Annotated in this window: 29 protein-coding genes; 13 read left to right on the top strand and 16 right to left on the bottom strand. The window is 72.2% G+C overall.

The annotated features are described in order from the left end of the window. Positions 1–6: 6 nt before the first annotated feature. Positions 7–456 (bottom strand): hypothetical protein, encoded by a 450-nt coding sequence (locus AB4030_RS16200; RefSeq protein WP_442280244.1) that lies wholly within the window; start codon positions 454–456, stop codon positions 7–9. Then, on the bottom strand, positions 453–986 hold the full coding sequence (locus AB4030_RS16195) for a type IV toxin-antitoxin system AbiEi family antitoxin domain-containing protein (RefSeq protein ID WP_442280243.1): 534 nt from the start codon (positions 984–986) through the stop codon (positions 453–455). Before AB4030_RS16195 ends, AB4030_RS16200 begins: the two co-directional genes overlap by 4 nt. 286 nt (positions 987–1,272) lie before the next feature. Between AB4030_RS16195 and AB4030_RS16190 the strand changes: the two genes are divergently transcribed. Then, a complete protein-coding gene (locus AB4030_RS16190) occupies positions 1,273–2,481 on the top strand; it encodes a M48 family metalloprotease (RefSeq protein WP_442280242.1) in 1,209 nt (402 codons plus the stop codon). A gap of 7 nt (positions 2,482–2,488) precedes the next feature. Here AB4030_RS16190 and AB4030_RS16185 read toward each other — a convergent pair whose 3' ends face one another. The 6 genes from AB4030_RS16185 to AB4030_RS16160 all read right to left on the bottom strand — a co-directional run bounded on the left by AB4030_RS16185 (position 2,489) and on the right by AB4030_RS16160 (position 7,868). Next, entirely contained in the window at positions 2,489–3,559 is a 1,071-nt protein-coding gene (locus tag AB4030_RS16185) for a P1 family peptidase (RefSeq protein ID WP_442280241.1), read from the bottom strand. Continuing rightward, a complete protein-coding gene (locus AB4030_RS16180; protein WP_442280240.1) occupies positions 3,556–4,020 on the bottom strand; it encodes a GNAT family N-acetyltransferase in 465 nt (154 codons plus the stop codon). The genes AB4030_RS16185 and AB4030_RS16180 overlap by 4 nt, the downstream gene beginning before the upstream one ends. An 81-nt stretch (positions 4,021–4,101) precedes the next feature. Then, positions 4,102–4,401 (bottom strand): DUF3263 domain-containing protein, encoded by a 300-nt coding sequence (locus AB4030_RS16175; protein ID WP_442280239.1) that lies wholly within the window; start codon positions 4,399–4,401, stop codon positions 4,102–4,104. Positions 4,402–4,579: 178 nt separating this feature from the next. Continuing rightward, positions 4,580–5,941, bottom strand: a complete 1,362-nt coding sequence (locus AB4030_RS16170) for a pyridoxal phosphate-dependent decarboxylase family protein (protein WP_442280238.1) — start codon at positions 5,939–5,941, stop codon at positions 4,580–4,582. Positions 5,942–6,032: 91 nt separating this feature from the next. Next, the gene (locus AB4030_RS16165; protein ID WP_442280237.1) at positions 6,033–6,680 is read right to left on the bottom strand and encodes an HAD family hydrolase; all 648 of its coding nucleotides are present in this window, start codon (positions 6,678–6,680) and stop codon (positions 6,033–6,035) included. Between the two features lie 9 nt (positions 6,681–6,689). Beyond that, complete coding sequence (locus AB4030_RS16160) at positions 6,690–7,868, bottom strand: N-acetylglucosamine-6-phosphate deacetylase (protein WP_442280236.1); 1,179 nt, start codon at positions 7,866–7,868, stop codon at positions 6,690–6,692. 44 nt (positions 7,869–7,912) lie between these two features. On the opposite strand from AB4030_RS16160, the gene AB4030_RS16155 reads away from it, so the two are divergent. From AB4030_RS16155 to AB4030_RS16145, 3 genes are all read left to right on the top strand, one after another. Next, entirely contained in the window at positions 7,913–8,590 is a 678-nt protein-coding gene (locus AB4030_RS16155) for a uracil-DNA glycosylase (RefSeq protein WP_442280235.1), read from the top strand. After that, a complete protein-coding gene (locus AB4030_RS16150; protein WP_442280234.1) occupies positions 8,587–9,411 on the top strand; it encodes an SGNH/GDSL hydrolase family protein in 825 nt (274 codons plus the stop codon). The genes AB4030_RS16155 and AB4030_RS16150 overlap by 4 nt, the downstream gene beginning before the upstream one ends. 231 nt (positions 9,412–9,642) lie before the next feature. Then, positions 9,643–10,194: a hypothetical protein gene (locus AB4030_RS16145; protein ID WP_442280233.1), complete on the top strand. Its 552-nt coding sequence runs from the start codon at positions 9,643–9,645 to the stop codon at positions 10,192–10,194. Positions 10,195–10,317: 123 nt separating this feature from the next. Here AB4030_RS16145 and gabT read toward each other — a convergent pair whose 3' ends face one another. The 5 genes from gabT to AB4030_RS16120 form a co-directional block, all read right to left on the bottom strand. Continuing rightward, entirely contained in the window at positions 10,318–11,655 is a 1,338-nt protein-coding gene (gene gabT / locus AB4030_RS16140; protein WP_442280232.1) for a 4-aminobutyrate--2-oxoglutarate transaminase, read from the bottom strand. Between the two features lie 161 nt (positions 11,656–11,816). Beyond that, positions 11,817–12,398 carry a dihydrofolate reductase family protein gene (locus tag AB4030_RS16135; RefSeq protein WP_442280231.1) on the bottom strand — a complete coding sequence of 194 codons (582 nt, stop codon included), beginning with the start codon at positions 12,396–12,398 and terminating at the stop codon, positions 11,817–11,819. 66 nt (positions 12,399–12,464) lie between these two features. After that, complete coding sequence (locus AB4030_RS16130) at positions 12,465–12,905, bottom strand: VOC family protein (RefSeq protein ID WP_442280230.1); 441 nt, start codon at positions 12,903–12,905, stop codon at positions 12,465–12,467. Between the two features lie 5 nt (positions 12,906–12,910). Further along, entirely contained in the window at positions 12,911–13,438 is a 528-nt protein-coding gene (locus AB4030_RS16125) for an SRPBCC family protein (RefSeq protein ID WP_442280229.1), read from the bottom strand. Next, positions 13,435–13,839 carry an ArsR/SmtB family transcription factor gene (locus tag AB4030_RS16120; protein ID WP_442280228.1) on the bottom strand — a complete coding sequence of 135 codons (405 nt, stop codon included), beginning with the start codon at positions 13,837–13,839 and terminating at the stop codon, positions 13,435–13,437. The genes AB4030_RS16125 and AB4030_RS16120 overlap by 4 nt, the downstream gene beginning before the upstream one ends. Before the next feature lie 209 nt (positions 13,840–14,048). Here AB4030_RS16120 and AB4030_RS16115 point away from each other — a divergent pair, with 209 nt between their 5' ends. Genes AB4030_RS16115 through AB4030_RS16100 form a run of 4 tightly spaced genes read left to right on the top strand, consistent with a single transcriptional unit; the run spans position 14,049 to position 17,133 of the window. Then, positions 14,049–14,444 (top strand): TOBE domain-containing protein, encoded by a 396-nt coding sequence (locus tag AB4030_RS16115; protein WP_442280227.1) that lies wholly within the window; start codon positions 14,049–14,051, stop codon positions 14,442–14,444. 47 nt (positions 14,445–14,491) lie between these two features. Continuing rightward, a complete protein-coding gene (gene modA / locus AB4030_RS16110) occupies positions 14,492–15,232 on the top strand; it encodes a molybdate ABC transporter substrate-binding protein (protein WP_442280226.1) in 741 nt (246 codons plus the stop codon). Between the two features lie 36 nt (positions 15,233–15,268). Further along, positions 15,269–16,054, top strand: coding sequence for an ABC transporter permease (locus tag AB4030_RS16105; protein WP_442280225.1), 786 nt, complete (start codon positions 15,269–15,271; stop codon positions 16,052–16,054). Further along, the gene (locus tag AB4030_RS16100; RefSeq protein WP_442280224.1) at positions 16,051–17,133 is read left to right on the top strand and encodes an ABC transporter ATP-binding protein; all 1,083 of its coding nucleotides are present in this window, start codon (positions 16,051–16,053) and stop codon (positions 17,131–17,133) included. The genes AB4030_RS16105 and AB4030_RS16100 overlap by 4 nt, the downstream gene beginning before the upstream one ends. Positions 17,134–17,165: 32 nt before the next feature. Here AB4030_RS16100 and AB4030_RS16095 read toward each other — a convergent pair whose 3' ends face one another. Then, a complete protein-coding gene (locus AB4030_RS16095; protein WP_442280223.1) occupies positions 17,166–18,443 on the bottom strand; it encodes an MFS transporter in 1,278 nt (425 codons plus the stop codon). Between the two features lie 167 nt (positions 18,444–18,610). On the opposite strand from AB4030_RS16095, the gene AB4030_RS16090 reads away from it, so the two are divergent. The 3 genes from AB4030_RS16090 to arfB all read left to right on the top strand — a co-directional run bounded on the left by AB4030_RS16090 (position 18,611) and on the right by arfB (position 21,092). Next, positions 18,611–19,756 (top strand): acyl-CoA dehydrogenase family protein, encoded by a 1,146-nt coding sequence (locus AB4030_RS16090; protein ID WP_442280222.1) that lies wholly within the window; start codon positions 18,611–18,613, stop codon positions 19,754–19,756. Between the two features lie 23 nt (positions 19,757–19,779). Continuing rightward, positions 19,780–20,556 (top strand): SDR family NAD(P)-dependent oxidoreductase, encoded by a 777-nt coding sequence (locus tag AB4030_RS16085; RefSeq protein ID WP_442280221.1) that lies wholly within the window; start codon positions 19,780–19,782, stop codon positions 20,554–20,556. Between the two features lie 80 nt (positions 20,557–20,636). Continuing rightward, positions 20,637–21,092: an alternative ribosome rescue aminoacyl-tRNA hydrolase ArfB gene (gene arfB / locus AB4030_RS16080; protein WP_442280220.1), complete on the top strand. Its 456-nt coding sequence runs from the start codon at positions 20,637–20,639 to the stop codon at positions 21,090–21,092. A gap of 284 nt (positions 21,093–21,376) precedes the next feature. Here arfB and AB4030_RS16075 read toward each other — a convergent pair whose 3' ends face one another. Further along, positions 21,377–21,703: a DUF952 domain-containing protein gene (locus AB4030_RS16075; protein WP_442280219.1), complete on the bottom strand. Its 327-nt coding sequence runs from the start codon at positions 21,701–21,703 to the stop codon at positions 21,377–21,379. 149 nt (positions 21,704–21,852) lie between these two features. Between AB4030_RS16075 and AB4030_RS16070 the strand changes: the two genes are divergently transcribed. Continuing rightward, positions 21,853–22,728 carry an alpha/beta fold hydrolase gene (locus AB4030_RS16070; protein WP_442280218.1) on the top strand — a complete coding sequence of 292 codons (876 nt, stop codon included), beginning with the start codon at positions 21,853–21,855 and terminating at the stop codon, positions 22,726–22,728. Between the two features lie 133 nt (positions 22,729–22,861). Here AB4030_RS16070 and AB4030_RS16065 read toward each other — a convergent pair whose 3' ends face one another. Continuing rightward, the gene (locus AB4030_RS16065) at positions 22,862–23,536 is read right to left on the bottom strand and encodes a Crp/Fnr family transcriptional regulator (RefSeq protein WP_442280217.1); all 675 of its coding nucleotides are present in this window, start codon (positions 23,534–23,536) and stop codon (positions 22,862–22,864) included. A gap of 186 nt (positions 23,537–23,722) precedes the next feature. Here AB4030_RS16065 and AB4030_RS16060 point away from each other — a divergent pair, with 186 nt between their 5' ends. Beyond that, positions 23,723–23,917 carry a hypothetical protein gene (locus AB4030_RS16060; RefSeq protein ID WP_442280216.1) on the top strand — a complete coding sequence of 65 codons (195 nt, stop codon included), beginning with the start codon at positions 23,723–23,725 and terminating at the stop codon, positions 23,915–23,917. Positions 23,918–23,921: the final 4 nt, after the last annotated feature.

The following is a 23,921-nucleotide window of genomic DNA, read 5'->3' as shown; positions in this document are numbered from 1 at the left end:
ACCGCGTCACAGTCGGGACCGCAGGGCCTGAGGTCCTCCGTCCAACCGCGAGCCCGGAGCAGGCGCCCGACGACGCGACTGCCCCGACAGGGCTCGAGGACCTGGCCCCCCGAACCGGATGCCTGCCTCGCCCCGCACCACGGCGTCGACGTCTCGCTCGAGGTCGGCCCACTCGCGCCGCGGCCCCACGTGGACGAACCGCCCGTCGAGCTCGACGACGACGGCGAAGTCGGAGTACTCCACGTCGCGGTAGGTCACGCCCCGCCTCGTGACGACTTTGACCTGCCGCCTCGCGGTCGGCAGGCCGTGCGACCGCTCGACGTCGCGGAGGTAGCGACGTTCGAACACCGACATCGACCCCGCAGCGACATCGGCGAGGATGGCCAGCAGCAGGCGCCGGCGAGGCAATCGACCTCGCGCCGACAGCGCGTCGTGCAGACGGGTGGCCGTCGTCATTCCTCCTTGGCAGGCATCGGCCAGCAGAGCGACGGCGCCGGCCTCGTCCCGGCACGCGGAGGCGACGTCGAGCAGAGCCTCGTCGAGTCGGAGCGGGGCGGCGACAGATGGAGCTGGACTCGCTCGTCGAAGTCGGTCCGGCGCGTCACGACCACGCCGGGTGGTGGCACGACACGCCGGCTCGCGTCCACGACGACGTGGATCGGTTCGAGCAACAGCGGGCGCGCCGCGTCGCCGCCCGAGGGCCGCCACCCTCTTTCGTCCACGACGGACCGGAGACCGTGCGCCCGCAGTGCTGACGGCCCCGCAAGCGCTGCGGGCGAGTGGAAGAGCACGGCGCCCCAGGCACGCTGCGACCAGGTCGGCATCCCGGTGTGGTCGACGTAGACGCCGGGGTGGAGCCGAGCGAGCTCGCGCCGACGCAACAGTCGCTCGAGGGCGTTGTCATCGAGACCGCACTCGAAGGCCTGCGCTCTCGAGATCACCCCGTCCTGCGATCGGAGCACGCGGACGGCCGACGACAGGTCCATGCCTTTGAGGGTGGCCTCGTTCGCGCGCGAACGAGGCCGGGCAGCCGGAGCGGTCCTGTGGACCAGCGCCGACGTGAGCTTGGGGGTGTGGACAACATCCAGCACGGTCAAGGAGATCCATCGGCGCCAGGCGTCGGCAGAACTCCACGACTCTGCGGCCGCAACGGGCCGATGCACCGCGTCAGCAGTCGCGCGACGCGCCGCGACGCTATCCCTCCAAACCGGCTCGAACCGGGCGGTGCGCCCGTAGCATCCGGGCAACTCGCCCATTGCCGAAGGACGCCCCGTGCCCGCTCCGTCTCCGTCCACCACTGCGCGCACCGACCTGTCGTGGTTCGCGCGCCGCCGCCGAGCCGTAACCGACGCGGCGGCCCGCCGCACCCACGCCGACCTCGTCGCGCGCGGGCTCTCCGCTGCAGGATCGCGCACCACCACGGGGCTGACCGTCCTTGCCGCCGGGGTCCTGGCGGTCGCAGCCGCAGCGGTGGCCCTCCTCGCGTGGGCCACGGTGCTGCCGAAGGGGCTGTGGGGCTGGGTCGGCGTCGCGGCCGGCTGGGTCCTCGTCGCGGCCCTCGCGCCCCGCCCGGTCCAGGTGAAGGGCACGACGGAGCTCGACCCGGCGCAGTTCCCGGCCACCCACCGACTCCTTCGGGACCTCGCCGCCGCGGTGGGCGCGCCACCGCCCGCTGCGGTCCATGTCGACGCCGACTTCGGCGCGGGCGTCGTCAGCACCGGCTGGACCCTTCGACCCACTCTCGTCGTCGGCCTGCCCCTCTGGACCTGCCTCACCGACGACGAGCGCATCGCGCTGCTCGGCCACGAGCTGGGCCACCTCCGGGGCCGCGACACCGCGCGCGCCGCGCTCCTCGGGCATACACACGGGCTGCTCGAACGGCTCGCGACCCTGCTGACACCCCTCCCCCGTGACGCCGTCTCCGACCTTGAGGACGCCCGACTCGGGGTCCAGCGCTCCAACGCCATGATGAACGGGATCGGCCGGGCCGTACTCGCCGTCGGGTCGCTGCCGGCGCTGCTGCTGCTCCTGGTCTTCGAGCGGGCCGTCGCACGTGAGAGCCAGGTCCGGGAATATGCCGCAGACCTGCGCGCCGCCGAGGTGGCCGGCACGTCCGCAGTCGTCCGCCTCCTGCTCACGGCCATGGGGATCGCGGGCATCCACACCCTGGCCGGAGCCGCGGCGCGCCGCCGCGAAGACCCCTTCGCCACGCTGGCGCAGGTCCGCGACCGGGCCCGCCTGACCGCCGGCCAGATCGCGCAGGCCCGCCGACGCGCCCGCGAGGAGGGCCTGCGCTGGGATGCCAGCCACCCCCGCGACGACCTCCGGCTCAGCGTGCTCGAGGCACACCCCACGGCGCCGGACCCCACCGCGCTCGAGGCGCGTCACGCGCTCGTCCGCGCAGCTGACGCCGAGCTCGCCGGTCTGCGGCCGGTGCTGACCCGACCGTTCCGCGACGACCTGCTCGAGAGCTGGATCTGACGCGGCCTCAGCGCGCGAGTGCGGACGGGAAGGCGTCGGCCCACGACCGCAGGGCCACGCCGCCGTCCGCCGAGCGGTCGACCGACGTCGCGGCGAGCAGGGCGTGGACGATGGCCCGCGCGACGCAGTCGGCCCCGGCCTCCATGAGCAGCGTCTGCTCCACGGGGTCGGGTGCCGGCCGTTCGCCCGTGGCCAGCGCGAAGAGCGTGTCGCCGTCGAAGAGCGTGTGCACCGGCTTGAGCGCCCGCGCGAAACCGTCGTGACCGATGCCGGCCGCCTTCTGGCACTGGGCCTTCGTCAAGGTCGCATCGGTCGCAATGACCCCGATCGTCGTCGCCAGCCCCGGTCGACCGGCGTTCGGGGGCAGCGCCTCGGCCCGGGCCCGCGATTCCTCGAGCTCAGCGCCACTCGGGCGCCCGACATGGGCCAGCTCGTCCCCGAGGCCCAGGCCGACGGCATACGGCAGCCCGGTGGCCGGGTCTACGGCTGAGCCCACCGCGTTGACGGCGACGAGCGCGGCGACGGTGGTGCCCGAGGCGAGCACGACGCTCGCCGAGCCGATGCCGCCCTTGAAGCCGCCGACTTTCGCTCCCGTGCCGGCGCCGATGCAGCCCTGCTCCACGGCGGCTGCCGACGCGCCGGCGTATGCCGCCCTGCCGTCCTCCGCGCGCGGACGGTGACCCCACGTGCCGCCACGCCCCAGGTCGAAGAGGATCGCCGACGGCACGATCGGCACGATCTGTCCGGGCTCGCCGACCGGCCAGCCGATGCCGTCGGCAGCCAGCGCGTCCATGACACCGTCCGCGGCAGCGAGCCCGAAGGCCGACCCGCCTCCGAGGACCACTGCATGCACCCGGTCGACGAGGTTGCGGGGGTCGAGCACGTCGGTCTCCCGCGTGCCGGGACCACCGCCGCGGACGTCGACGCCGGCAACGACTCCACCGAGCGGGGCGACGACGACGGTCACGCCCGTCAGCCAGCCCGGCTCGTCCCGGGTGCAGTGGCCGACGCGCAGTCCCGCGACGTCGACGAGCGAGTTCGTCGGGCCGGGCGCGGGGACCCAGGCCGCACCGCTCACCGCGGGTCCCGCAGGTCGAACTCCATGAGCCGACCGGGCGAGGTGAAGCCGAGTCGCTCGTAGAACTCCTGCGCACGGTCGTCCGGCGCGTTGAGCCGGATCCACTTGACGTCGGTGGTGCGCGACCACTCGATCATCGCCTCGGTGAGAGCCCGGCCGACGCCGCGGTCACGACAACCGGGCGCCACGAACAGGCCGCCGACGTGCAGCCACGACACGTCCTTGCGCCCCGGCCACGGCAGCGCCCGGATGCGCCGGGTCTCGAGGATGCCGGCGTGCTGGCCGCGGCTCTCCGCGATCCACGTCGGCCGGTCCGGCCGCTCCGCCAGCCACGCGTCGACGAAACGGTCGAGGTAGCCGGGCTCGGACGGCATGCCGAGCTCGCGGGCGAACTGCAGGTGCAGTGCGGCGACGACGAGGGCGTCGTCAGCCGACGCGCGACGGATGGTCACCTCGGCCATGAGGGAAGTGAACCATGCCGGCGCCGGAAGGGCGCGCACCCACCGCCCCGCCGGGTGGGTCAGCCCAGCTGGTGGGACGGGTCAGACGTTGATGCCGAGGCGGCGGCTCGTGCGCGCCCGCTGGCGGCTCGCGCGCATCCGGCGCAGGCGCTTGATGAGCATCGGATCGGCCTCGAGGGCCTCCGGGGTGTCGAGGAGCGCGTTGAGCACCTGGTAGTACCGGGTCGAGCTCATGTCGAAGAGCTCCTTGATGGCCTGCTCCTTGGAGCCGGCGTACTTCCACCACTGCCGCTCGAAGGCCAGGATCTCGAGGTCGCGGGCGCTGAGGCCGCCCTCGGACTCGTGGCGGTGCGGCTGCGCCGTGGCGTGATCTGTGCTCATGTCCCCGTCTCGCTGCAGTCGTGCTGCGTCTCGCGTCGTGCGTTGGCTCCGGTCACACCTTAGACCCAAATGACAGGGGTGTCATTTGCCTCCCGCCGCACGTGCGGGCGCGTCGCGGGGCCGGTTCGACCCTCATGAAACACCCGTCACACCGGCCACTCCGACACCACGCGGCCGCTCACGCCATCGTGTCGAGGATGGCGTTGACGTCCTCCTTCGTCGTGTGCGGGTTGACGATGGCGAAGCGCGTCAGCGTCTCGCCGCGGAAGCTCGTCGGCACGACGAACGCGAACTCCTCCCCCAGCAGCCGGTCGGTCCAGGCCTGGTAGTCCTCCGGGCCCCACCCGAGGCGCCGGAAGACCACGACCGAGAGGTCGGGCTCGCGCACCGCCTCGAGGTAGTCGCGGCGGCCGATCTCGTCCGCGGCGAAGCGCGTCACCTCGAGCGTGCTCTCGATCGCCTCGACGTAGGCGTCGGTGCCGTGCACGGCGAGGGAGTACCAGAGCGGCAGCCCACGGGCGCGGCGCGTCAGGCCGATGGAGTAGTCGGTCGGGTTCCACTCCGCCGACTTCGTGATGACGTCGAGGTAGCCCGCCTCCTGCGTGTGCGCGACCCGGGCCAGCTCCGGCTCGCGGTAGATCAGGGCGCAGCAGTCGAACGGGGCGAAGAGCCACTTGTGCGGGTCGACGATGAACGAGTCGGCGTGCTCGATGCCCTGGAAGAGGTGCCGCACGGAGGGCGCGGCGAGGCCGGCCCCGCCGTAGGCCCCGTCGACGTGCAGCCACAGGCCGTACTCGCGGCACACCTCGGCGACCGACGCGAGGTCGTCGACGACGCCGAAGTTCGTCGTGCCGCTCGTCGCGACGACGGCGAAGAAGGTCTCCGGACCGTACTCCTCGAGGGTCTTGCGCAGCTCGGGGCCGGTCAGGCGCAGCTTCTCGTCGACGTGGACCCCGCACACCTCGGCGTCCATGACGGCCGCCATCGAGACGACGGACGAGTGCGCGTTGTCCGTCGCCGCGATCCGGTAGGGCCGGGCTCCCGTGCCGGCCTCCCTGGCCCTGGCCCTGGCCGTATGCCGTGCCACGACGAGCGCTGACAGGTTGCCGACCGTGCCGCCGGGCACGAAGACGCCGCCTGCGGACTCGGGCAGGCCGGCGAGGTCGCTGATCCAGCGCAGCGCCTGGTTCTCTGCGTACACCGCGCCCGCGCCCTCCATCCACGACCCGCCGTAGATGGACGAGGCGCCGACGACGACGTCGAAGGCCGCGGCCTCACGCGTCGGCGCGCAGGGGATGAAGGAGAGGTAGCGGGGGTGGTCCGTCGACAGGCAGGCCGGCGCCAGCGTGTGCTCGAAGAGCTCCATCGCGCGCGTCGAGCCGAGGCCCGCCGCGGTGATGGTCTGCCCGGCTGCCGACCGGAGGTGCTCCTCGGTCTCGGCCCCGTCGAGCGGGATCGGGTCCATGAGCAGGCGCTCGCGGGCGTAGCGGAGGACCTTGTCGACGGCGACGTGGTCGGCGTCCTTGTGGAAGCTGTGCACGCACAGATGCTAGGCCCTACGACCCGACGCCTCCGACCCTCGGGCGGTCCATGGAGGCCCGGTCCGTGGCCCGACGACCCGGATCCGCGCCTCAGCCGAGGAGGGCGGTGCGCAGCTCGCCGGCGTCGTGGGCGACGACCGTCGGGCGCACTCCGTGGAGCGCCTCGGGCAGCCCCGCACCCCACGTGACGGCGACGGTGTCCATGCCCGCCGCCTTGCCGGCGAGCACGTCGACGACGGCGTCCCCGACGTAGACCGCGTCGTTCGAGCCGCGGCCCATCCGTTCGAGGGCGAGCAGAAGCGGCGTCGGGTCGGGCTTGTGCCGCTCGGTGTCCTCCATGGCCACGAGGACCTCCACGTGCTCGCTGAGCCCGAGGATGTCCATGGCCTGCTGCGCCGACTCGCGGCGCTTCGAGGTGGCGACGCCGACGTGGACGCCGGCGGCGCGCAGCTCGCCGAGCACCTCACGCACGCCGTCGTAGCCGCGGATGAGCCGCTCGGTGTTGTCGGCGTTCCACTGGAGGTACGTCGCGTAGAGCTCGTCCGCCTGCTCCGGCGAGTGGTCGCGGAAGGCGCTCAGGAGCGGGCGTCCGATCCACGAGCGGATCACGGTCGGGTCCTCCTCGTGACCGAGGATCGTGCGGAAGGCATGCTGGTACGACTCGACGATGAGGTTGATCGTGTCGGCCAGCGTGCCGTCGAGGTCGAAGACGGCGGTGGACCAGCGGGGAGAAGTCACCGGCCGAGCCTAGGGCAGCGCGGCGTCCAGCCAGCGCCCGCGTCTCATGACCCGGGTCGGGCGCGCATTCGCGTCGACGACGACGACGTCGGCCCGGGAACCCGCCGCCAGCGATCCCCGGTCGCTCAGCCCGAGCGCGCGGGCAGGGGTGCGCGTGGCGGGGCGGACGGCATACGCCAGGGGTGTGCCGGCGGCGACGACCCGGGTGACGATGTCGGCGACGTGGCTCGTGCCTCCGGCGATCGAGCCGGGCGTCGTGCCGTCCGGGTCGCGAGCCAACCGGGCGACGCCGTGGTCGACGACGACCGAGAGCCCGCCCAGGACGTACGCGCCGTCCCCCACCCCGGCGGCAGCCATCGCGTCGGAGACGAAGGCGACGTGGTCGACGCCGACGAGGTCGAGGACGGTGCGCGCCGTGTCGTCGGACAGGTGCACCCCGTCGGCGATGAGCTCCACGGTGACGTGGCCGCGCGCAGCCGAACGCATCAGTGCCGCAACGGCGCCCGGCTTGCGGTGGTGCCACGGGTCCATGCCGTTGAAGAGGTGGGTGCCGAGGTCGGCGCCGGCCGCGACCGCCTCCTCGACCTGCGCGTACGTGGCCGTCGTGTGGCCCACGGCGGAATGGATGCCCGCCGCCGTGAGCCAGCGGACGAGGTCGAGCCCGTGGGCGCGCTCGGGGGCCAGCGTCACCTGACGGAGGTGGCCGCGGCCGAGCTCGATGAGGCGCTCGACCTCGGCGAGCGTGGGGTCGCGCAGGAGGGTCGGGTCGTGGGCGCCGCAGCGCGCCTCGGCGAGCCACGGGCCCTCGAGGTGGATGCCGTCGACGACGCCGTCGTCGGCGAGCTCGGCCAGCATCGCGACGCCACGTTCGAGGTCGCGCGGGCTCATCGTGACGAGGCTGGCCAGCAGACTCGTCGACCCGTGGGCGTGGTGGTGCTCGGCGGCCGCGGCCGCGGCGTCGTCGCGCAGGTCGGTGAACGCGGTGCCCCCGCCGCCGTGGCAGTGGAGGTCGACGTATGCCGGCAGCATCGTCCCGCTCACGCGCTCGGCCGCCGCGGCGCCGGGTGGGGGCACTTCCCCCGTGGTCAGGGGGGTCACCGCAGCGATGCGCCCGCCCTCGATCTGGACGAGGACGTCGGGCAGCACGGTGTCGTCGACGAGGGCGGGTCCGCGCAGTGTGAGGTTCATCGGGGTCGATTCTGTCGCACCCGGGGCGGGGGTAGCGTGTGGGCGTGCCAGCCCGACCCCTTGCCGACCTCGTCCACCCGACGTGGGTCCCGGCGCTCGAGCCGGTGGCGGACACGATCGCCTCGATGGGTGAGTTCCTGCGCGCCGAGGTGGCGGCCGGTCGTGGCTACCTCCCAGCGGGCGAGCGCGTGCTGCGGGCCTTCTCGCTACCGCTGCCCGACGTGCGCGTGCTCGTCGTCGGACAGGACCCATACCCGACGCCGGGCCACCCGGTGGGGCTCTCGTTCAGCGTCGCGCCCGACGTGCGTCCCGTCCCCCGCTCGCTGCAGAACATCTACCAGGAGCTCGGCACCGACGTCGGCCTGCCGACGCCTGCGAACGGTGACCTGACGCCGTGGTTCGAGCGGGGTGTCATGCTGCTCAACCGGGTGCTCACGGTGCGCCCGGGCGCGAGCGCCAGCCATCACGGCAAGGGCTGGGAAACCGTGACGGCACAAGCGATCTCGGCTCTCGCCGAGCGCGGCGGTCCGCTCGTCGCCATCCTCTGGGGTCGCCAGGCGCAGTCACTCGGCCCGATGCTCGGGGACGTGCCGCGCATCGAGTCGGCTCACCCGTCGCCACTGTCGGCGCGCTCCGGCTTCTTCGGCTCGCGGCCCTTCAGCCGCACCAACGACCTCCTCGCCCAGCAGGGCGCGGCACCCATCGACTGGAGGCTGACATGACCCAGCCCGCCCCTGACGGTTCCGACACCACGGTGTGGACCCGCTTCGTCGCGATCGGCGACTCGTTCACCGAGGGCATGTGCGACGACGACCCGGACTTCGGCCACGACGGCGAGTTCGCCGGCTGGGCCGACCGGCTGGCCTCGCACCTGTCCGAGATCGCCCGCGGGGCGGGGGTCGACTTCGGCTACGCCAACCTCGCGGTGCGCGGCCGCAAGCTCGCCGACGTCGTCGGCCCGCAGCTCGAGGACGCGCTGTCGCTGCAGCCCGACCTCGTGAGCATCGTCGGCGGCGGCAACGACATCCTGCGCCCCAAGGCCGACCTCGACGGGCTCGCCGCTCGGCTCGAGGCCGCGGTCGCGCGCATCCGGGCCACCGGGGCCGACGTCCTCATGGCGACGCCGGTCGACCCGGCCGACGCGCCCCTGGTCAAGGCGACGCGGGGTCGCGCCGCGATCCACACCGCCAACATCTGGAGCATCGCGCGCCGCAACGGCGCGCACGTCGTCGACCAGTGGGGCCTGCACGCCCTGCGTGACTGGCGGATGTGGTCCGAGGACCGCATCCACATGACGACGGAGGGCCACCGCCGCGTCGCCCTCGCCGCCCTCGAGGCGCTCGGTCACACGCCGGCCGAGACCGGCTGGGCCACTCCGCTCGAGCCGGCCCCGCCGATCGGTCGCCGCGAGGCACTGCAGGCCAACGCCCAGTGGGCCAAGGAGTACGTCGGACCCTGGGTCCACCGCCGCCTCACCGGCCGCTCGTCGGGCGACCAGCGCCAGGCCAAGCGCCCCGACGTGACCCCGCTCGACCCGTCCTGACCCCAGCCAGCCACTGTCGTATGCCGTGTCGCGGACTCAGCGACACGGCATACGCCCACTCCGGTTGGGACTGATGACGCACCTGCGCGGGGTCGAGGCGGCTGGCTGAGCACCGCGCGCGGCGCCATGAGCGCGAAGGTGCGTCATCGGTCCCGCGGGCCACACCCTGTGGAGAAGTCCGGCACGCCCGTTCTCTGCTCCGTCAGGCTCGGTCCATGGCTCGGCAGTGGCGTGGCCACTCCGCCTCGCACCGTCGTCGACTGCTGCCTCGACCTGCCCTTCGACGAGGCGCTGTCGGTCGTCGACTCGGCGCTGCGGGCCGGCCTGACTCGGGGCGCGATGCTCACGGCCGCCACCTGCCTCGGACCCCGCCACCGGGCCCGGGTGCTCCACGTCGTGCGTCTCGGCAGCGCGAAGGCCGCCAACCCGTTCGAGTCGGTCCTCCGGTCCATCGCCCTGCGCATCGAGGGCACGACCTGGGACCCCCAGCACCGCATCCGCTACGACGACTTCTTCGCGAAGGTCGATCTCGGCGAACCCTCGCTCGAGCTCGTGCTCGAGGCCGCCAGCTTCGAGTTCCACGGTGAGCGCGCAGCCTTCGGTCGCGACTGCGAGCGCTACGACGAGCTCTTCTCGCGCGGGTGGCTCGTGCTGCGCTTCACGTGGGAGCAGGTGATGCTCCGGCGGGCCTGGGTCGCGCGGGTCATCGAACGTAGGGTGAGCCGGCGCCGGGCCGAGCGGGGAGGGATGACGCACCTTGGCCAGTCGGGAGCGGTTGCGTAAGCACGGCGTCGCCCTCCCCGGACGGGAACGTGCGTCGACGGTCCCCATCGCAGCCCGCCCCGAGCGCGCGTATGCCGTCCCGCGGCTCAGCGGGACGGCATACGTTCTCGGGTCGGTGAGGTCTCAGACGGAGGCGGCGAACGCCTTCTCGAAGATGTCGAGACCCTCGCTGAGCAGCTCGTCGCTCGCGGCGAGCGGCGGCAGGAAGCGGAAGACGTTGCCGTACGTGCCGCACGTCAGGGTGACGAGACCATCGGCGTGGCAGGCCTTGTTGACCGCGCCGGTCAGGGCGGCATTGGGCGTCAGGTCGCCGGGACCGTTGACGAGCTCGACGGCGAGCATGGCGCCGCGGCCGCGGATGTCGCCGATCTGCGGGTACTTCTCCGCGAGCGCCTTGAGGCGCGGGACGAAGAGGGCCTCGACCTGCTTGGCGCGGCCGCAGAGGTCCTCCTCCTTCATCGTCTCGATGGCCCCGAGCGCTGAGGCGCAGGCGACGGGGTTGCCGCCGTAGGTGCCGCCGAGGCCGCCGCCGTGGATCGAGTCCATGACGTCGGCGCGACCGGTGACGCCGGCGAGCGGCAGTCCGCCGGCCATGCCCTTGGCCGTGGTGATGAGGTCGGGCACGACACCCTCGTGCTCGCTCGCGAACCAGTCACCCGTGCGGCAGAAGCCGGTCTGGACCTCGTCGGCGATGAAGAGGATGCCGTTGTCGGTGCACCAGTCGGCGACCTGCTTGACGAATCCGGGTGCGGGGGCGATGAATCCGCCCTCGCCCTGGATCGGTTCGAGGATGACGGCGGCGAGGTTGTCCTCCCCCACCTGCGCATGCACCTGGCTGACGAACGTGTCGAACGACTCCTTGGCGCAGTCGGCGGGGCCGCCCGGCCAGCGGAACGGGTAGCTCATCGGCGCGCGGTAGACCTCGCCGGCGAACGGGCCGAACTTGTGCTTGTACGGCATGTTCTTCGCCGTCAGTGCCATCGTCAGGTTGGTCCGCCCGTGGTAGGCGTGGTCGAAGGCGACGACGGCGTTGCGCCCGGTGAAGTGGCGGGCGACCTTGACGGCGTTCTCGACGGCCTCGGCGCCGGAGTTGAAGAGCGCGGTGCGCTTCTCGTGGTCGCCGGGCGTCAGGTCGTTGAGGGCTTCCGCCACCTCGAGGTACTCCTCGTAGGGCGTCACCATGAAACAGGTGTGGGTGAAGTCGGCGACCTGCGCGGTGACCCGGTCGACGACGCGCGGGGCGGCGTTGCCGACGGTCGTCACGGCGATGCCGGAGCCGAAGTCGATGAGCTGGTTGCCGTCGACGTCGACGAGGATGCCGCCACCGGCGCGCTCGACGTACACGGGCAGGCCGGTGGAGACCCCGGCGGACACGGCCGCCGTCTTCCGGGCCTGGAGCGCGGCCGACTTCGGGCCAGGGATCGCGGTCTGCAGCAGCCGCTGCTGGGGGACGTTGCTCATGGGGGCCAGTATGCCGTTCGCCCGCCTCCCGGCGGAACCCGGTCCCGGGGTCCACGGGATGCGCATTCCGCACGTGATCCGTGGCTTCGGTCGCGAACTCAGCAGCAAAAGGCACAGTTCGCGACCGAACACGTCGTCTGGACGGACCAGCAGTCGCCCCGTCACCCGTCCGGGCGGACGACCCGGTAGCGCAGGTGGACGGTCTCGGGCGTGCCGACGGCTTCGAGCAGCTCGAGCGCCACGTGGCCGGCGTCGAGCCCAGCGAACATCGGGGTGCCGCTGCCGAAGAGCACCGGCGCGACGTGCAGGGAGAGCTCGTCGACGAGTCCGGCCGCGAGGCACCGGCGGCCCAGGTCCGCGCCTCCCATGACGGTCACGGTGCGGCCAGCAGCGGCGGCGCGGGCCTGGTCGATCGCGGACTCGATCCCGTCGGTGACGAAGGTGTAGACGCCGCCCTCGGGGACGGTGCCGGCCTCAGGTGCCTCGTGCGTGACGACGAAGACCGGGCGACGCGCGGGCCCGGAGGGGCCGTCGGCGCGCCAGCCCGGGATCGAGTGGTCGTAGGTGGTTCGGCCGGCGACCACGGCGCCGAGGTCGGCGACGGCGCGCTCGAGGTACTCGTGGTCGACGAGCCAGCCGTGCAGTTGCACGCCCCCCGGTCCGAGCGGCTGCTCGGCCGTCCGGGGCGCTGCCGTGACGAACCCGTCGAGGGACAGGCTGATGTCGAAGACGACCCTGCTCATGGTTCCTCCTTGGTGATGGGTCGTTCGGCCGGCGGCACACCCTGTCGGCGCCGCCGGCCGGGTGGGTCAGGGCTCGAGGTCCTCGCCGAACCGGCCGCGGGCCGCGTGCGGGATGAGCGGCTTGTCGGCGCGAGACCTGAGCTGCTGGACCGCCCACGAGTTGCCGTCCGGGTCGGAGAAGCCGAAGAACGTGCCGCCGTCGCGGGGGTCGATGACCTGGATCTCGGAGCACACGACCCCCTTGCCGACGAGCTCGTCCCGGGCCGCCGCCGCGTCGGCGACGACGAGCTGGATGCCGTGCAGCGACCCTGGCGCCATCGCCCTCTGCGACGGCAGGTCCCCGACGACGATCGAGCAGCCGGACCCGCGCGGCGTGAGCTGCGCGACGTGCATGTGCTCGTTCTGCGTCTCGTGGTCGAGGTCGAAGCCGACCCGGTCCCGGTAGAACGCGATGGCGGCGCCCAGGTCGCTGACCGGGACGATGACCACCTCCAGGGTCCAGTCCATGGCGCTCATCCCTGCGCCGGGGCGGGCGCGGCCGTGGGCGTGGACGTGGGCGCGGACGTCGGCTGAGCGACGAGCTCGTCGAGGCGCTCGTAGCCCTCGGCCATCCCCTTCTCCATGCCGCTCTCGGCCATCATGTCGCGGCCTTCGACGGTGCGGCCGATGCTGCGGCCCTCGAGACGGCAGCGACCGTCTCCGAGGTCGACGAAGCGCATGAACTCGATGGCAACCTCGTCGGGTGCGCCCTCGAATTCGAAGGTCTGGATCGCGAGGTCGTTGTCGCGGATCGTGTGGAACGTGCCGTGGAAGCCGAACTCCATGCCCTCGGGATTGCGGTGCACGTAGCGGTAGCCGCCGCCCGCGGTGAAGTCCCAGCGCTCGATGTCCATCTCGTAGCCGCGCGGGCCGAGCCACTGGCGGACGAGCTCGGGATCGCGATGGGCATTGAAGACGGCCTCGACCGGGGCGTCGAACTCGCGCGTGAAGTCGATCCACGGCACGCCGGTGGGGATGTCGAGGTTCAGTGAGTTGGTCATGACTGTTGCTCCTTTGCGGTGTTGTTCGGTGTGGTCGCTGCCGTCGACGTGGCGGCAGTCGAGGTGGGGGCCGAACGCTCGAGGACGGCGTCGAGGGACCGGAATCGCTGCTCGGCGAGCAGTCGGTAGCGGTCGATCCAGGCCGTCATGGCCTCGAGCCGTGCGGCCTCCAGGTGGACGGGGCGGCGCTGCGCGTCGCGGGTCCGGCTCACGAGCCCGGCCACCTCGAGCACCTGGATGTGCTTGCTGACGGCCTGCTTGCTGATCTCGAACGGTTCGGCGAGCTCGTTGACGGTCGCGGCGCCCCGGCTGAGGCGGGCGATGATGGCGCGCCGGACCGGGTCGGCCAGGGCCGCGAAAGCGCGGTCGAGGTCCGCATCCGAGACGGGCGAGAGAATCATGGTCAACTAACTCCTTGATCAACTGATGAGTTGATTACACGCCTCCCTTCGCCTCCCGTCAACCCCCTCCCCCCAATCGAAAGAGCGATCCGTCCGGACGGATCGCTCTTTCGATTGGGGCGGGGCCCTCCTTCGGTGCGGACGGATTGCTCTTTCGGTTGAGGTCTTGGTGGGTGCGGTGCCGCAGATGCGGACGTAGGATGCCGTTCATGCCGCAGTTGCGCATCACCGAAGCAGCCGCTCTCCTCGGGGTCTCCGACGACACCGTCCGCCGGATGGTCGACTCCGGTCGCCTCGAGGGAGCCACCGACGACGCCGGTCGGCGCACCGTCGACGGCGCGCAGCTCGCCGCCGTGGCCCAGGAGCTCGCGCATCCGGCTGTGGTCGGCGCCATCGGGGGCGCGTCCGCGCGCAACCGGATGCGCGGGATCGTCACCGCCATCACGCGGGACACCGTGATGGCCAAGGTCGAGATGCAGTGTGGCCCCTTCCGCATCGTCTCGCTGCTCTCGAGCGAGTCCGTCGACGACCTCGCCCTCGAAGTGGGCTCCGTCGCCGTCGCCAGCGTCAAGTCCACCCACGTCGTCGTCGAGGTGCCCGCATGAACCCCGGTCACTCTCGAAGGCTTCTCCCGGCCGCAGCGACGGCGGCGGTGGGAGGAGTCCTGGCAGCGACGCTGGCAGCGTGCGGGACCTCCGCGACCCCGGCCGCCGGCGCTGGGTCGACGTCGCTCCACGGCACGGTCACCGTGCTCGCGGCGGCGTCACTCACCGAGTCGTTCGACCAGCTGACGAAGGACTTCGAGGCCGCCAACCCGGGCGTCACGGTCGCCACGTCCTACGGCTCGAGCGCCACCCTCGTGCAGCAGGTCGACAACGGAGCGCCGGCTTCGGTCATCGCGCTCGCCGGCACGGCCGCCGCAGCACCGCTCGACAAGAGCATGGTCAAGGACACCAGGACCTTCGCGACCAACACCCTCGAGATCGCCGTGCCACCAAGCAATCCCGCCAACATCACCTCGATCGACGACCTCGCCAAACCGACCGCCAAGGTCGTCCTCTGCGCCGACACCGTGCCGTGCGGCAAGGCCGCGCAGGCGACCTTCACCAAGGCTCACCTCGTGCCCCACGTCGTGAGCAAGGAGGTCGACGTCAAGGCGACACTGGCCAAGGTCAAGCTCGGCGAGGCCGATGCTGCCGTCGTCTACCACTCCGACGTCGTCGCGGCGAAGGGCTCCGTCAAGGGCATAGAGATCCCGCCCAACCTCAACACGAGTCTCACCTACCCGGTCATCACGCTGTCCGACGACCCGGCCGCGCGGGCCTTCGTCGCCTACCTGCTGAGTGCCAAGGGACTCGCCACCGTGCAGTCGTTCGGCTTCGGCGCGCCCTGATCCCGTGCCCTTCGGCCAGCGGCAGGATGACGTGACATGAGGTATGCCGCCCGCTGGCGATCCCGTGTCGCCCTCGGCATCCCTGCGGCGCTCGCCCTCCTGCTGCTCGTCATCCCGCTCGTCGCGCTGCTGGTCCGTGCCGACTGGGCTCGCATCCCGTCCGACCTCGCGACGCCGACCGTCCTTCCGGCACTGCGGCTCTCGCTGACGACGACCTCGGTGACGGCAGTGTTGTGCCTGGTGCTCGGGACTCCCCTGGCCTGGTTCCTCGCCCGGTCCGAGCACCGGGCGACGAGCTGGGTGCGCGCCCTGCTCACGGTTCCGCTCGTCCTGCCACCGGTCGTCGGCGGCGTGGCCCTCCTTATGGCGTGGGGACGCAACGGGGTGGTCGGCCAGCACCTGACCCCCTTCGGCATCCAGATCCCGTTCACGACCGTGGCCGTCGTGCTTGCCGAGACCTTCGTCGCGATGCCCTACTACGTGCTGGCCGTCGAGGGCGCGATGCGGGGCCTCGACCCCAGGCTCGAGTCGGTGGCCCGGACACTGGGGGCGAGCGACCTGCGCTACCTCCGCACGATCGGAATCCCGCTCGTGCTGCCGGGCATCGCGAGCGGTCTCGCTCTGGCGTGGGCCCGGGCCCTCGGCGAGTTCGGTGCGACGATCACCTTCGCCGGCAACTTCCAGGGGCGGACGCAGACCTTGCCCCTCCTCGTCTACGTCGAGCTGGAGCGCGACCCGCAGGTGGCCATCTCGATCAGCATCATGCTCCTGGGCGTCAGCGTGCTGGTGCTCGGCGTGCTCCGCGGGAGGTGGCTGCGATGAGGCCAGTCGCCGACGGCGGCCATGGCGTCGCGGGTCTCGACGCCCGGGTCCGCCTGTCGCGCGGGGCGATCGAGGTGGACGTCTCCCTCAACGCCGCGGCAGGCCAGGTCATCGGCGTCCTCGGACCCAACGGCGGCGGCAAGACGACGACCGTGCTCGCCCTGGCCGGGGTGCTCCCCCTCGCCCAGGGTCATGTGCGAGTTGGTGGCGAGACGTGGGACGACGGGCGGCGCCGGCTCGCACCGGAGCAGCGCCGGGTCGGCCTCATGCTGGCCGACAGTCTCCTCTTCCCGCACCTGCGCGCGGTCGACAACGTCGCCTACGGGCCGCGCAGCCGCGGCACCGACCGTCATCGTTCCCGCGAGCGCGCCTGTCTCGAGCTCGAGCGGGTCGGTCTCGGTGACCGTGCAGCGTCGAGGCCGCACGAGCTCTCGTCGGGCCAGCGGGCCCGGGTGGCGCTGGCCCGAGCCCTCGCCACCGATCCGGCCCTGCTCCTCCTCGACGAGCCGCTCGCCGCGCTCGACCCGGACACCCGCGCACGCACCCGCAGCGACCTCGCAGCCCGCCTGACGGCATACGACGGCGTGACGGTGCTCGTCACGCACGACCCGCTCGACGCGTTGACCCTCGCCGACCACCTCGTCTTCATCGAGGACGGCCGCGTCACTCAGACGGGGACGCCCGCCGAGGTGCTCAGCGAGCCGCGGAGCGCCTACGTCGGCACCGTCGTCGGTCTCAACCTGTATGCCGCACAAGGCGATTCACATGGTCACGTGCACACCGCCACTGGCGGGCTCATCGTCACGACAAGCCCGACCGTGGGGGCCGTGTGGGCCACGATCCCGCCGAGCGCCGTGTCGCTGCACCTGCACGCACCGGAGGGTTCGCCACGCAACGCCTGGAGGCTGCGCATCGCCTCCGTGACGATGCAGGGCCAGTCGGCGCGCGTGGGACTCGTCGGGGACGTGCCGCTCACCGCCGAGGTGACGCTCGAGTCGGTCACCGCGCTCGGGCTGCAGGTGGGGCAGGACGTCTGGGCTGCGGTCAAGGCGACCGAGGTCCGCACCTACCCCCGCTGAGGACGCCACCACACCCGAGCAGGTCGAGACGCTCACTCGACGGGAACGGACGCGCTGACCGGGGAGGTGGCGCCGGTGGCGCGACGAACCCGGAAGAAGGCAAGGACGGTCGGTGCCTGCACGACCGCAGCGACGACCAGAGCGACGGGGATCGACGTCCGTGTCGCGAGCGCGCCGAGCGGCGGTCCGCCGGCAACCTGGCCGATGGCGTTGGCCTGGCTGTTCATCGACAGCACCGTGGCGCGCGTGGAGCCGTCGAGGTTGCGGTTGAGCCACGTCGACTCGATGGGACCACTGAACGCCATCGCGGCGCCGCGCAGCCACACGCAGGCGAGCGCGAGCCACAGGTTCCCGAGCAGGGCGACGCCGACGACCCCGACGACCTGGACCAGCGCCGACAGGGCCACGGGCAGACCGGGGTTCGTGTCGACCACCCGCCGTGGCAGCCACCGTCCGCTCACCAGTGACGCGGCGAGTGAGACGACGGTGCCGATCAGCGCGAAGACGGTGAAGGCGATCGCCTCGTCACCGCCGAAGAGAGCCGGCATCGCGAACGTGTCGATCACCCGGACGCGCCAGAGTCGGTCGAAGACCTCGCTCGCGAGCCCGACGAGCAGGCTGACGAGGAGGAAGACGCGCACGACCTGCCGCCCCCGCGCGATGCGGAGCCCCGCGACGAGCTGGTCCTTGAGGTGTCCGAAGGTCTCGCGGTCGCCGCGGGGCGTCGGGTGGAAGTGCCGCTCGGGCATGACCGCCCAGAGTCCGACGGCGAGCAGCATCATCGTCGCTCCCGCGGCGATGACCGGAGCCCTGAGGCCCACCAGGCCGAGCGCGCCCGCTGCCAGGGTGCCGACGATGCTGAACGTCAGGTCCACCTGCGTCTCGCGGGTGAAGACCCGGGCGACGTTCTCCTCACCCACCTCGTCGGTGATCCACGCCTGGAGGGCCCCGGACGTGAAGGTGTAACCGATCCCCCAGACGACGTTGCCGACGACCGCCGCCCCGAACGTGGCGACGATGCCCTCGACCGCGAAACCGGCGCCGATGAGGAAGAAGCCGATGATCACGGACACCCGTCGGCTGTGCAGGTCGGCCACGAGACCGGTCGGCACCTCGAAGAGGAAGCACGTCGCCTCGAGCACCGTGCCGACGAGCACCATCTGGAACGGGTCGAGCCCGACGACGCGGTACTGGAAGACGAGGTTGAGCGTGAAGCACAGGGCGAAGGCGAAGGCCGCGACGGCCGTGAGCACGTAGAAGGTGGACGTCGCGTCCGCCTCGCGCAGCGGCCGCCGCAGGAGCGTGAGCACGCACCGACGGTAGGGGCGCAGAACGCTCCCCGTCGCCTGGTTTACGGTTCGCCCGCGAGGCCGTGCGCCGTCCGCGGCCCGTCTCGGCGTCGCCCCCGGACGTCCACGGCCCGACCCAGGGCGTCTCACACTTTGGACACAATGCTCGGACGTCCTACTATCTAGCCATGCCAGCGACGAGGCTGATGCCCACCGACGAAGCCACCGACCTGATCGAGCTGACCCGCGAGATCTGCCGCAAGGACCTTGCGCCGCGGGTCGACGACGCCGAGCGGGCCCGCACGTTCCCCGAGGAGACCTTCCGGACCCTCGGCCGCGCCGGCCTGCTGTCGCTGCCCTACCCCGAGGAGTTCGGCGGGGCCGACCAGCCCTACGAGGTCTACCTCCAGGTCGTCGAGGAGATCGCGTCCGTGTGGATGAGCGTCGCTGTCGGGGTCAGCGTGCACAGCCTCACGGCATACCCCGTGGCGACGTTCGGCACCCGCGACCAGCAGGAGGCCCTGCTGCCGGCGATGCTCTCGGGCGAGCAGCTCGGCGCCTACTGCCTGTCCGAGCCGCTCGCCGGCTCCGACATCGCCTCGATGACGACGCGGGCCACGCGCACCGACGCCGGGTGGTCGCTCAAGGGCACCAAGGCCTGGATCTCGCACGCCGGCCACGCCGACTACTACACGACCTTCGCGCGCACGTCTGACGCCGGCGGCAAGGGCCTGTCGACGTTCATCGTGCCGGGTGACGCCCCGGGCCTGACCTTCGCCGAGCCTGAGAAGAAGATGGGGCTGCACTGCGACCCCGTCGCGCAGGTCATGTTCGATGCCGTGCCCGTCGACGGCACCCGGCTCGTCGGGCAAGAGGGTCAGGGCATGCACATGGCCCTGTCGGCCCTCGACGCTGGGCGCCTCGGAATCGCCGCTGCCGCAACGGGACTCGCGCAGGCGGCCCTTGACGCCGCTGCGGATTACGCGAGTGAGCGCCAGCAGTTCGGTCGGCGGATCGGCGACTTCCAGGGCCTTGCGTTCCTCCTCGCGGACATGGAGGCCGCGGTCACCGCGGCCCGCGCCACCTACCTTCACGCCGCCCGGCTCAAGGACGCCGGTCGCACCTTCGGCAAGGAGGCCGCGGTCGCCAAGCTCGTCGCGACCGATGCCGCGATGAAGGTCACCACCGACGCCGTGCAGGTGCTCGGGGGCGCCGGCTACACCGAGGACTTCCCGCTCGAGCGCTACATGCGTGAGGCGAAGGTGACCCAGATCTTCGAGGGCACCAACCAGATCCAGCGACTCGTCATCTCGCGCCAGCTCCTCTCCCGCTGACCCCGACGCCCGAAAGGCCTGCCATGCAGTTGAACTCGTCCACCGTCGCCCTCGTCACCGGTGGCGGCTCCGGCCTCGGAGGGGCCACCGCACGCCGCCTCGTCGCCGACGGCGCGACCGTCCTCATCGTCGACCTCGAGGGATCCACCGCCCCGGCACTCGTCGTCGAGCTCAACACCCAGCGCGCGGGCTGTGCCGTCTTCGTCGCGGCCGACGTGCGCGACGAGGCGCAGGTGCAGGCAGCGGTCGACCGCGCGACGGAGCTCGGCGAGCTGCGCATCGCCGTCAACTGCGCGGGCGTCGCCACCCCCGGCCGCGTCATCGGCCGTGGTGGCCCGCTCGCGCTCGACACGTTCAAGACGGTCATCGACATCAACCTCGTGGGCTCTTTCAACGTCCTGCGCCTCGCAGCCGCGGCGATGCTCGGCAACGAGCCCGTCGACGGTGACCGCGGTGTCATCGTCAACACGGCCAGCATCGCCGCTTTCGACGGCCAGATCGGCCAGGCCGCCTACGCCGCGAGCAAGGGCGGCATCGTCGGCCTCACCCTGTCGGCAGCGCGTGACCTGGCAGACAAGGCGATCCGCGTCATGACGATCGCCCCCGGCACCTTCGAGACGCCGATGCTCGCCGGCCTCCCGGGCGAGGTCAAGGAGGCGCTCGAGAAGCAGGTGCCGCACCCGTCGCGCCTCGGCCGCCCGGACGAGTACGCCAACCTCGTGCGCCACATCGTCGACAACCCGATGCTCAACGGCGAGGTCATCCGCCTCGACGGCGCCCTGCGTATGCCGCCTCGCTGAGTCGCTGGCCGGGCGGCCCCTTTCGTGGGCCCCGCCCTGTTGGGGAATGGAACGCCCTTGGACATGGGCACAATGAAGGAGTGAACGAGCCCGGCGGTGACCTCGTGATCGCGGCCGGTCCCGGTCTGCGGCACGGACTCGTCATCCCCGCGACCGAGCTCGTCGAGAGGTTCAGCCGGTCATCCGGCCCCGGCGGTCAGGGCGTCAACACGACCGACAGCCGGGTCGAGCTGGTCTACGACCCGGGGACCTCGACCGCCCTGACGCCGAGCCAGCGCGAGCGCCTCGTCGCCGCCCTGGCCGGACGGCTCGTCGGCGGTCGGGTCACCATCGTCGCCTCCGAGCAGCGGTCGCAGCTGCGCAACCGCGCCGCCGCCAGGGATCGGCTCGTCGACCTCCTGCGTGAGGGACTCGCTCCCCCGCCGCCGGCCCGCCGCGCGACGAAGCCGACTCGGGGCTCGCAGCGGCGCCGGGTCGAGGGCAAGAAGCGCCGCTCTCAGGTCAAGTCGGGTCGGGGCCGAGTCCAGCCCGAGTGAGCGTGGCACCGAAATCATGGCCTCTCGACGAGCGGGAGGCGGCACCACGTGGCCTCTCGACGAGCGGGAGGCGGCACCACGTGGCCTCTCGACGAGCGGGAGGCGGCACCACGTGGCCTCTCGACGAGCGGGAGGCGGCACCACGTGGCCTCTCGACGAGCGGGAGGCGGCCGTTCGTGGCCTCTCGACGGTGAAAGATGACGGGGAAGCGCGCGCGGGCGGGACGGGGGCAGCTGGGCCGGGCGGACGGCATTCCGGCGCCGAGCGCCGGCTCCGGCCCTCGGTCAGCGGTGCGGCGGCGCCAGGACCGTCGTGCCGACGACGGCACCCACCTCGACGGGGCCGTAGACGTGTGGGAACGTCTCGCCGGTGGCCGGGTCACCCACCTCGTGCACCACGGGCGAGCCGAGCCGTGACTCGTCGATGTGCAACAGCACGAGCGGCTCGGCGACGTCGGCGTAGAAACGGGACCGGACGACGGGCCACTGCTCCGCCGACGAGGCGTGGATGAAGCCCTCCTCGGCGAGCGTGCGCCCACGGGTCGACTGGGCATAGGTGCCGTCGCGCAGCGCCTGCTGCCAGTGCGCCTGCTCGGCGAGGTGGTAGATCATGGCCGCCGACGCTACCAACCCCGCAACCCCTTCGGTGAGGTGTGCCTCAAAACCCTCGCACCGCCCCCGAGAGGAGGGACGCTGGTGGTGTGGACCGCAGCGGCCCGCTCGTTCGGGCCGCGCACGCATCCTTGGGAGGGCGGGGGAGCATGACCACGACGCAGGAGCCGCGTGACGACGCCGAGCTGCGCTACCCGCCGGGGGTCGTCAACCTGGCCGGCCACGACCTGTCCTACGTCGACACCGGACAGGGGTCGGCCATCCTCTTCATCCACGGACTGCTGGGATCCCACGCGAACTGGACCCACCTCGTCGACCGGCTCGACACCGACCACCGGGTCGTCATCCCGGACCTCTTCGGCCACGGCGCCTCCGCGAAGCCGATCGGTGACTACTCGCTCGGCTCGCACGCCGCGATCCTGCGCGACCTCATCGACCGGCTCGGCATCGACCGCGTCACGCTCGTCGGCCACTCCCTCGGTGGCGGGATCGCCATGCAGTTCTGCTACCTGTTCCCCGAGCGGGTCGAGGCGCTCGTCCTCGTCTCCACCGGTGGCCTCGGGCGCACGGTCAGTCCGCTGCTGCGGTCCGCGACGCTCCCCGGCGCCGAGCTCGTCCTCCCAGTCATCGCGTCGAGCTGGGTCCGCGAGCGCGTCGAGACCGTGGGGCGGGCCGTCCGCGGGCTCGGGTGGCGCCCGAGCGCCGACGCGTCGGCGGCCTGGAAGGGCTTCACCTCCCTCTCGGATGCCGAGAGCCGCCGCGCGTTCCTCGCCACGACCCGCGGCGTCATCGACCCCGGCGGGCAGACCGTCAACGCGCTAGGGCGCCTGACGGCGGGTGAACCCATCCGGACCCTCGTCATCTGGGGCACCCGGGACCGGATGATCCCCGTCGGTCACGCGGAGCGGGCGCACGAGGTCTTCCCCGGGGCGGAGGTCGTGCTCTTCGAGGGCGCCGGACACTTCCCGCACCTCGAGCAGCCGGACCGCTTCGCGAGCGTCCTCGAGGGCTTCATCCACGGCTGAGCTGAGGAAGATCACTCGTCCGGACGGATCGCTCTTTCGATTGGGGCGGGGTTCTCCTTCGGTGTGCCCGCTGACAGACCGATGGCTGGAGCCGGCGCTCAGGGCCGGAATGCCGTGTGGCGAGGTCCCGCCGCTACCCGCGGGCACCCGCGCGGCGCAGCGCCACAGGGTCGAGGACGGTGACGCGTCCACGGTCGAGTGCGACCACGCCGCCGGCCTCGAGACGACGCAGGACCCGGTTGGCGGTCGGTCGGGTCACCCCGGCGAGCTCGGCGATCTCGGTCTGGTTCAGCTCCACGGCCACGAGCGAATGCCCCTGCGCGCCAGTGGCATAGACCCCGCACAGCGACACCAGGCTCCGGACGACGCGGAGCTCGGCCGGCGTGTGCAGGGCCTCCATGAGCGCTTCGGTCAGCCGGTTGACCCTGGCCGCGAGCAGACGGACGAGGAGGCGGCTGACCTCCGGGTGGCGGACGCAGAGCCGCTCGAAGTCCGCGAAGCGGAGCGCCAGGGTCACGGTCGGTTCGACCGTCTCGATCGTCGCCGTGCGCCGGCCCCCACGCACGATCATCGCGAGCTCGCCGAAGGCCTGGCCCGGGCCCATGACGGCGTAGGCGAGCCGGTCACCGTGCTCGGACGAGCGTCGGGCCACGACCCGTCCTTCGAGGACGAAGTGCACGGAGTCCGCGGCGTCCCCTTCGTGGAAGACCACCTCACCGGCGACGTAGGAGTGCCGTCGCATCGTCGCCACGACCTCCCGGCGCTCCTCGGGTGCGAGGTCCGAGAGCAGCCCGACGTCGACGTTCACGACACCGGCCGCTCGGTTGACGCGGGCAACCGCACGCGTCGCAGGGTGTGCCCTCGCGCGTGCCCGTGAGCACATCCGGGGTGTCGCCGCGCGCACAGACGCGGGGAGCGCCGCGCGGCATCGTCGTCGGTGAGCACATCCGAAGGGCGAGGGGCAGCGAACCCCTCGACGAGGAAAGGCAGTTCGATGACGACGACGACGCGACGACGGATCCACCCGGACCTCGCGCACCACCACCCGCGAGTGACCCGACGACCAGGGGGTGGCTGGACGTGGGAGTGCGAGTGCGGCGGCGCCTCCGCCCGCTCGGTCGTGGCACGTCTGACCTGGCACCAGGCATACGTCGGCGCCCTCATCCACTCGGCCTCGATCGCACCCTGAGTCG

This window comes from Terrabacter sp. 2YAF2, from assembly GCF_052114705.1.
Classification (GTDB): Bacteria; Actinomycetota; Actinomycetes; order Actinomycetales; family Dermatophilaceae; genus Terrabacter.
Note: the sequence above shows the minus strand (reverse complement) of the source record. Positions and strands in the feature narration are given on the sequence as shown.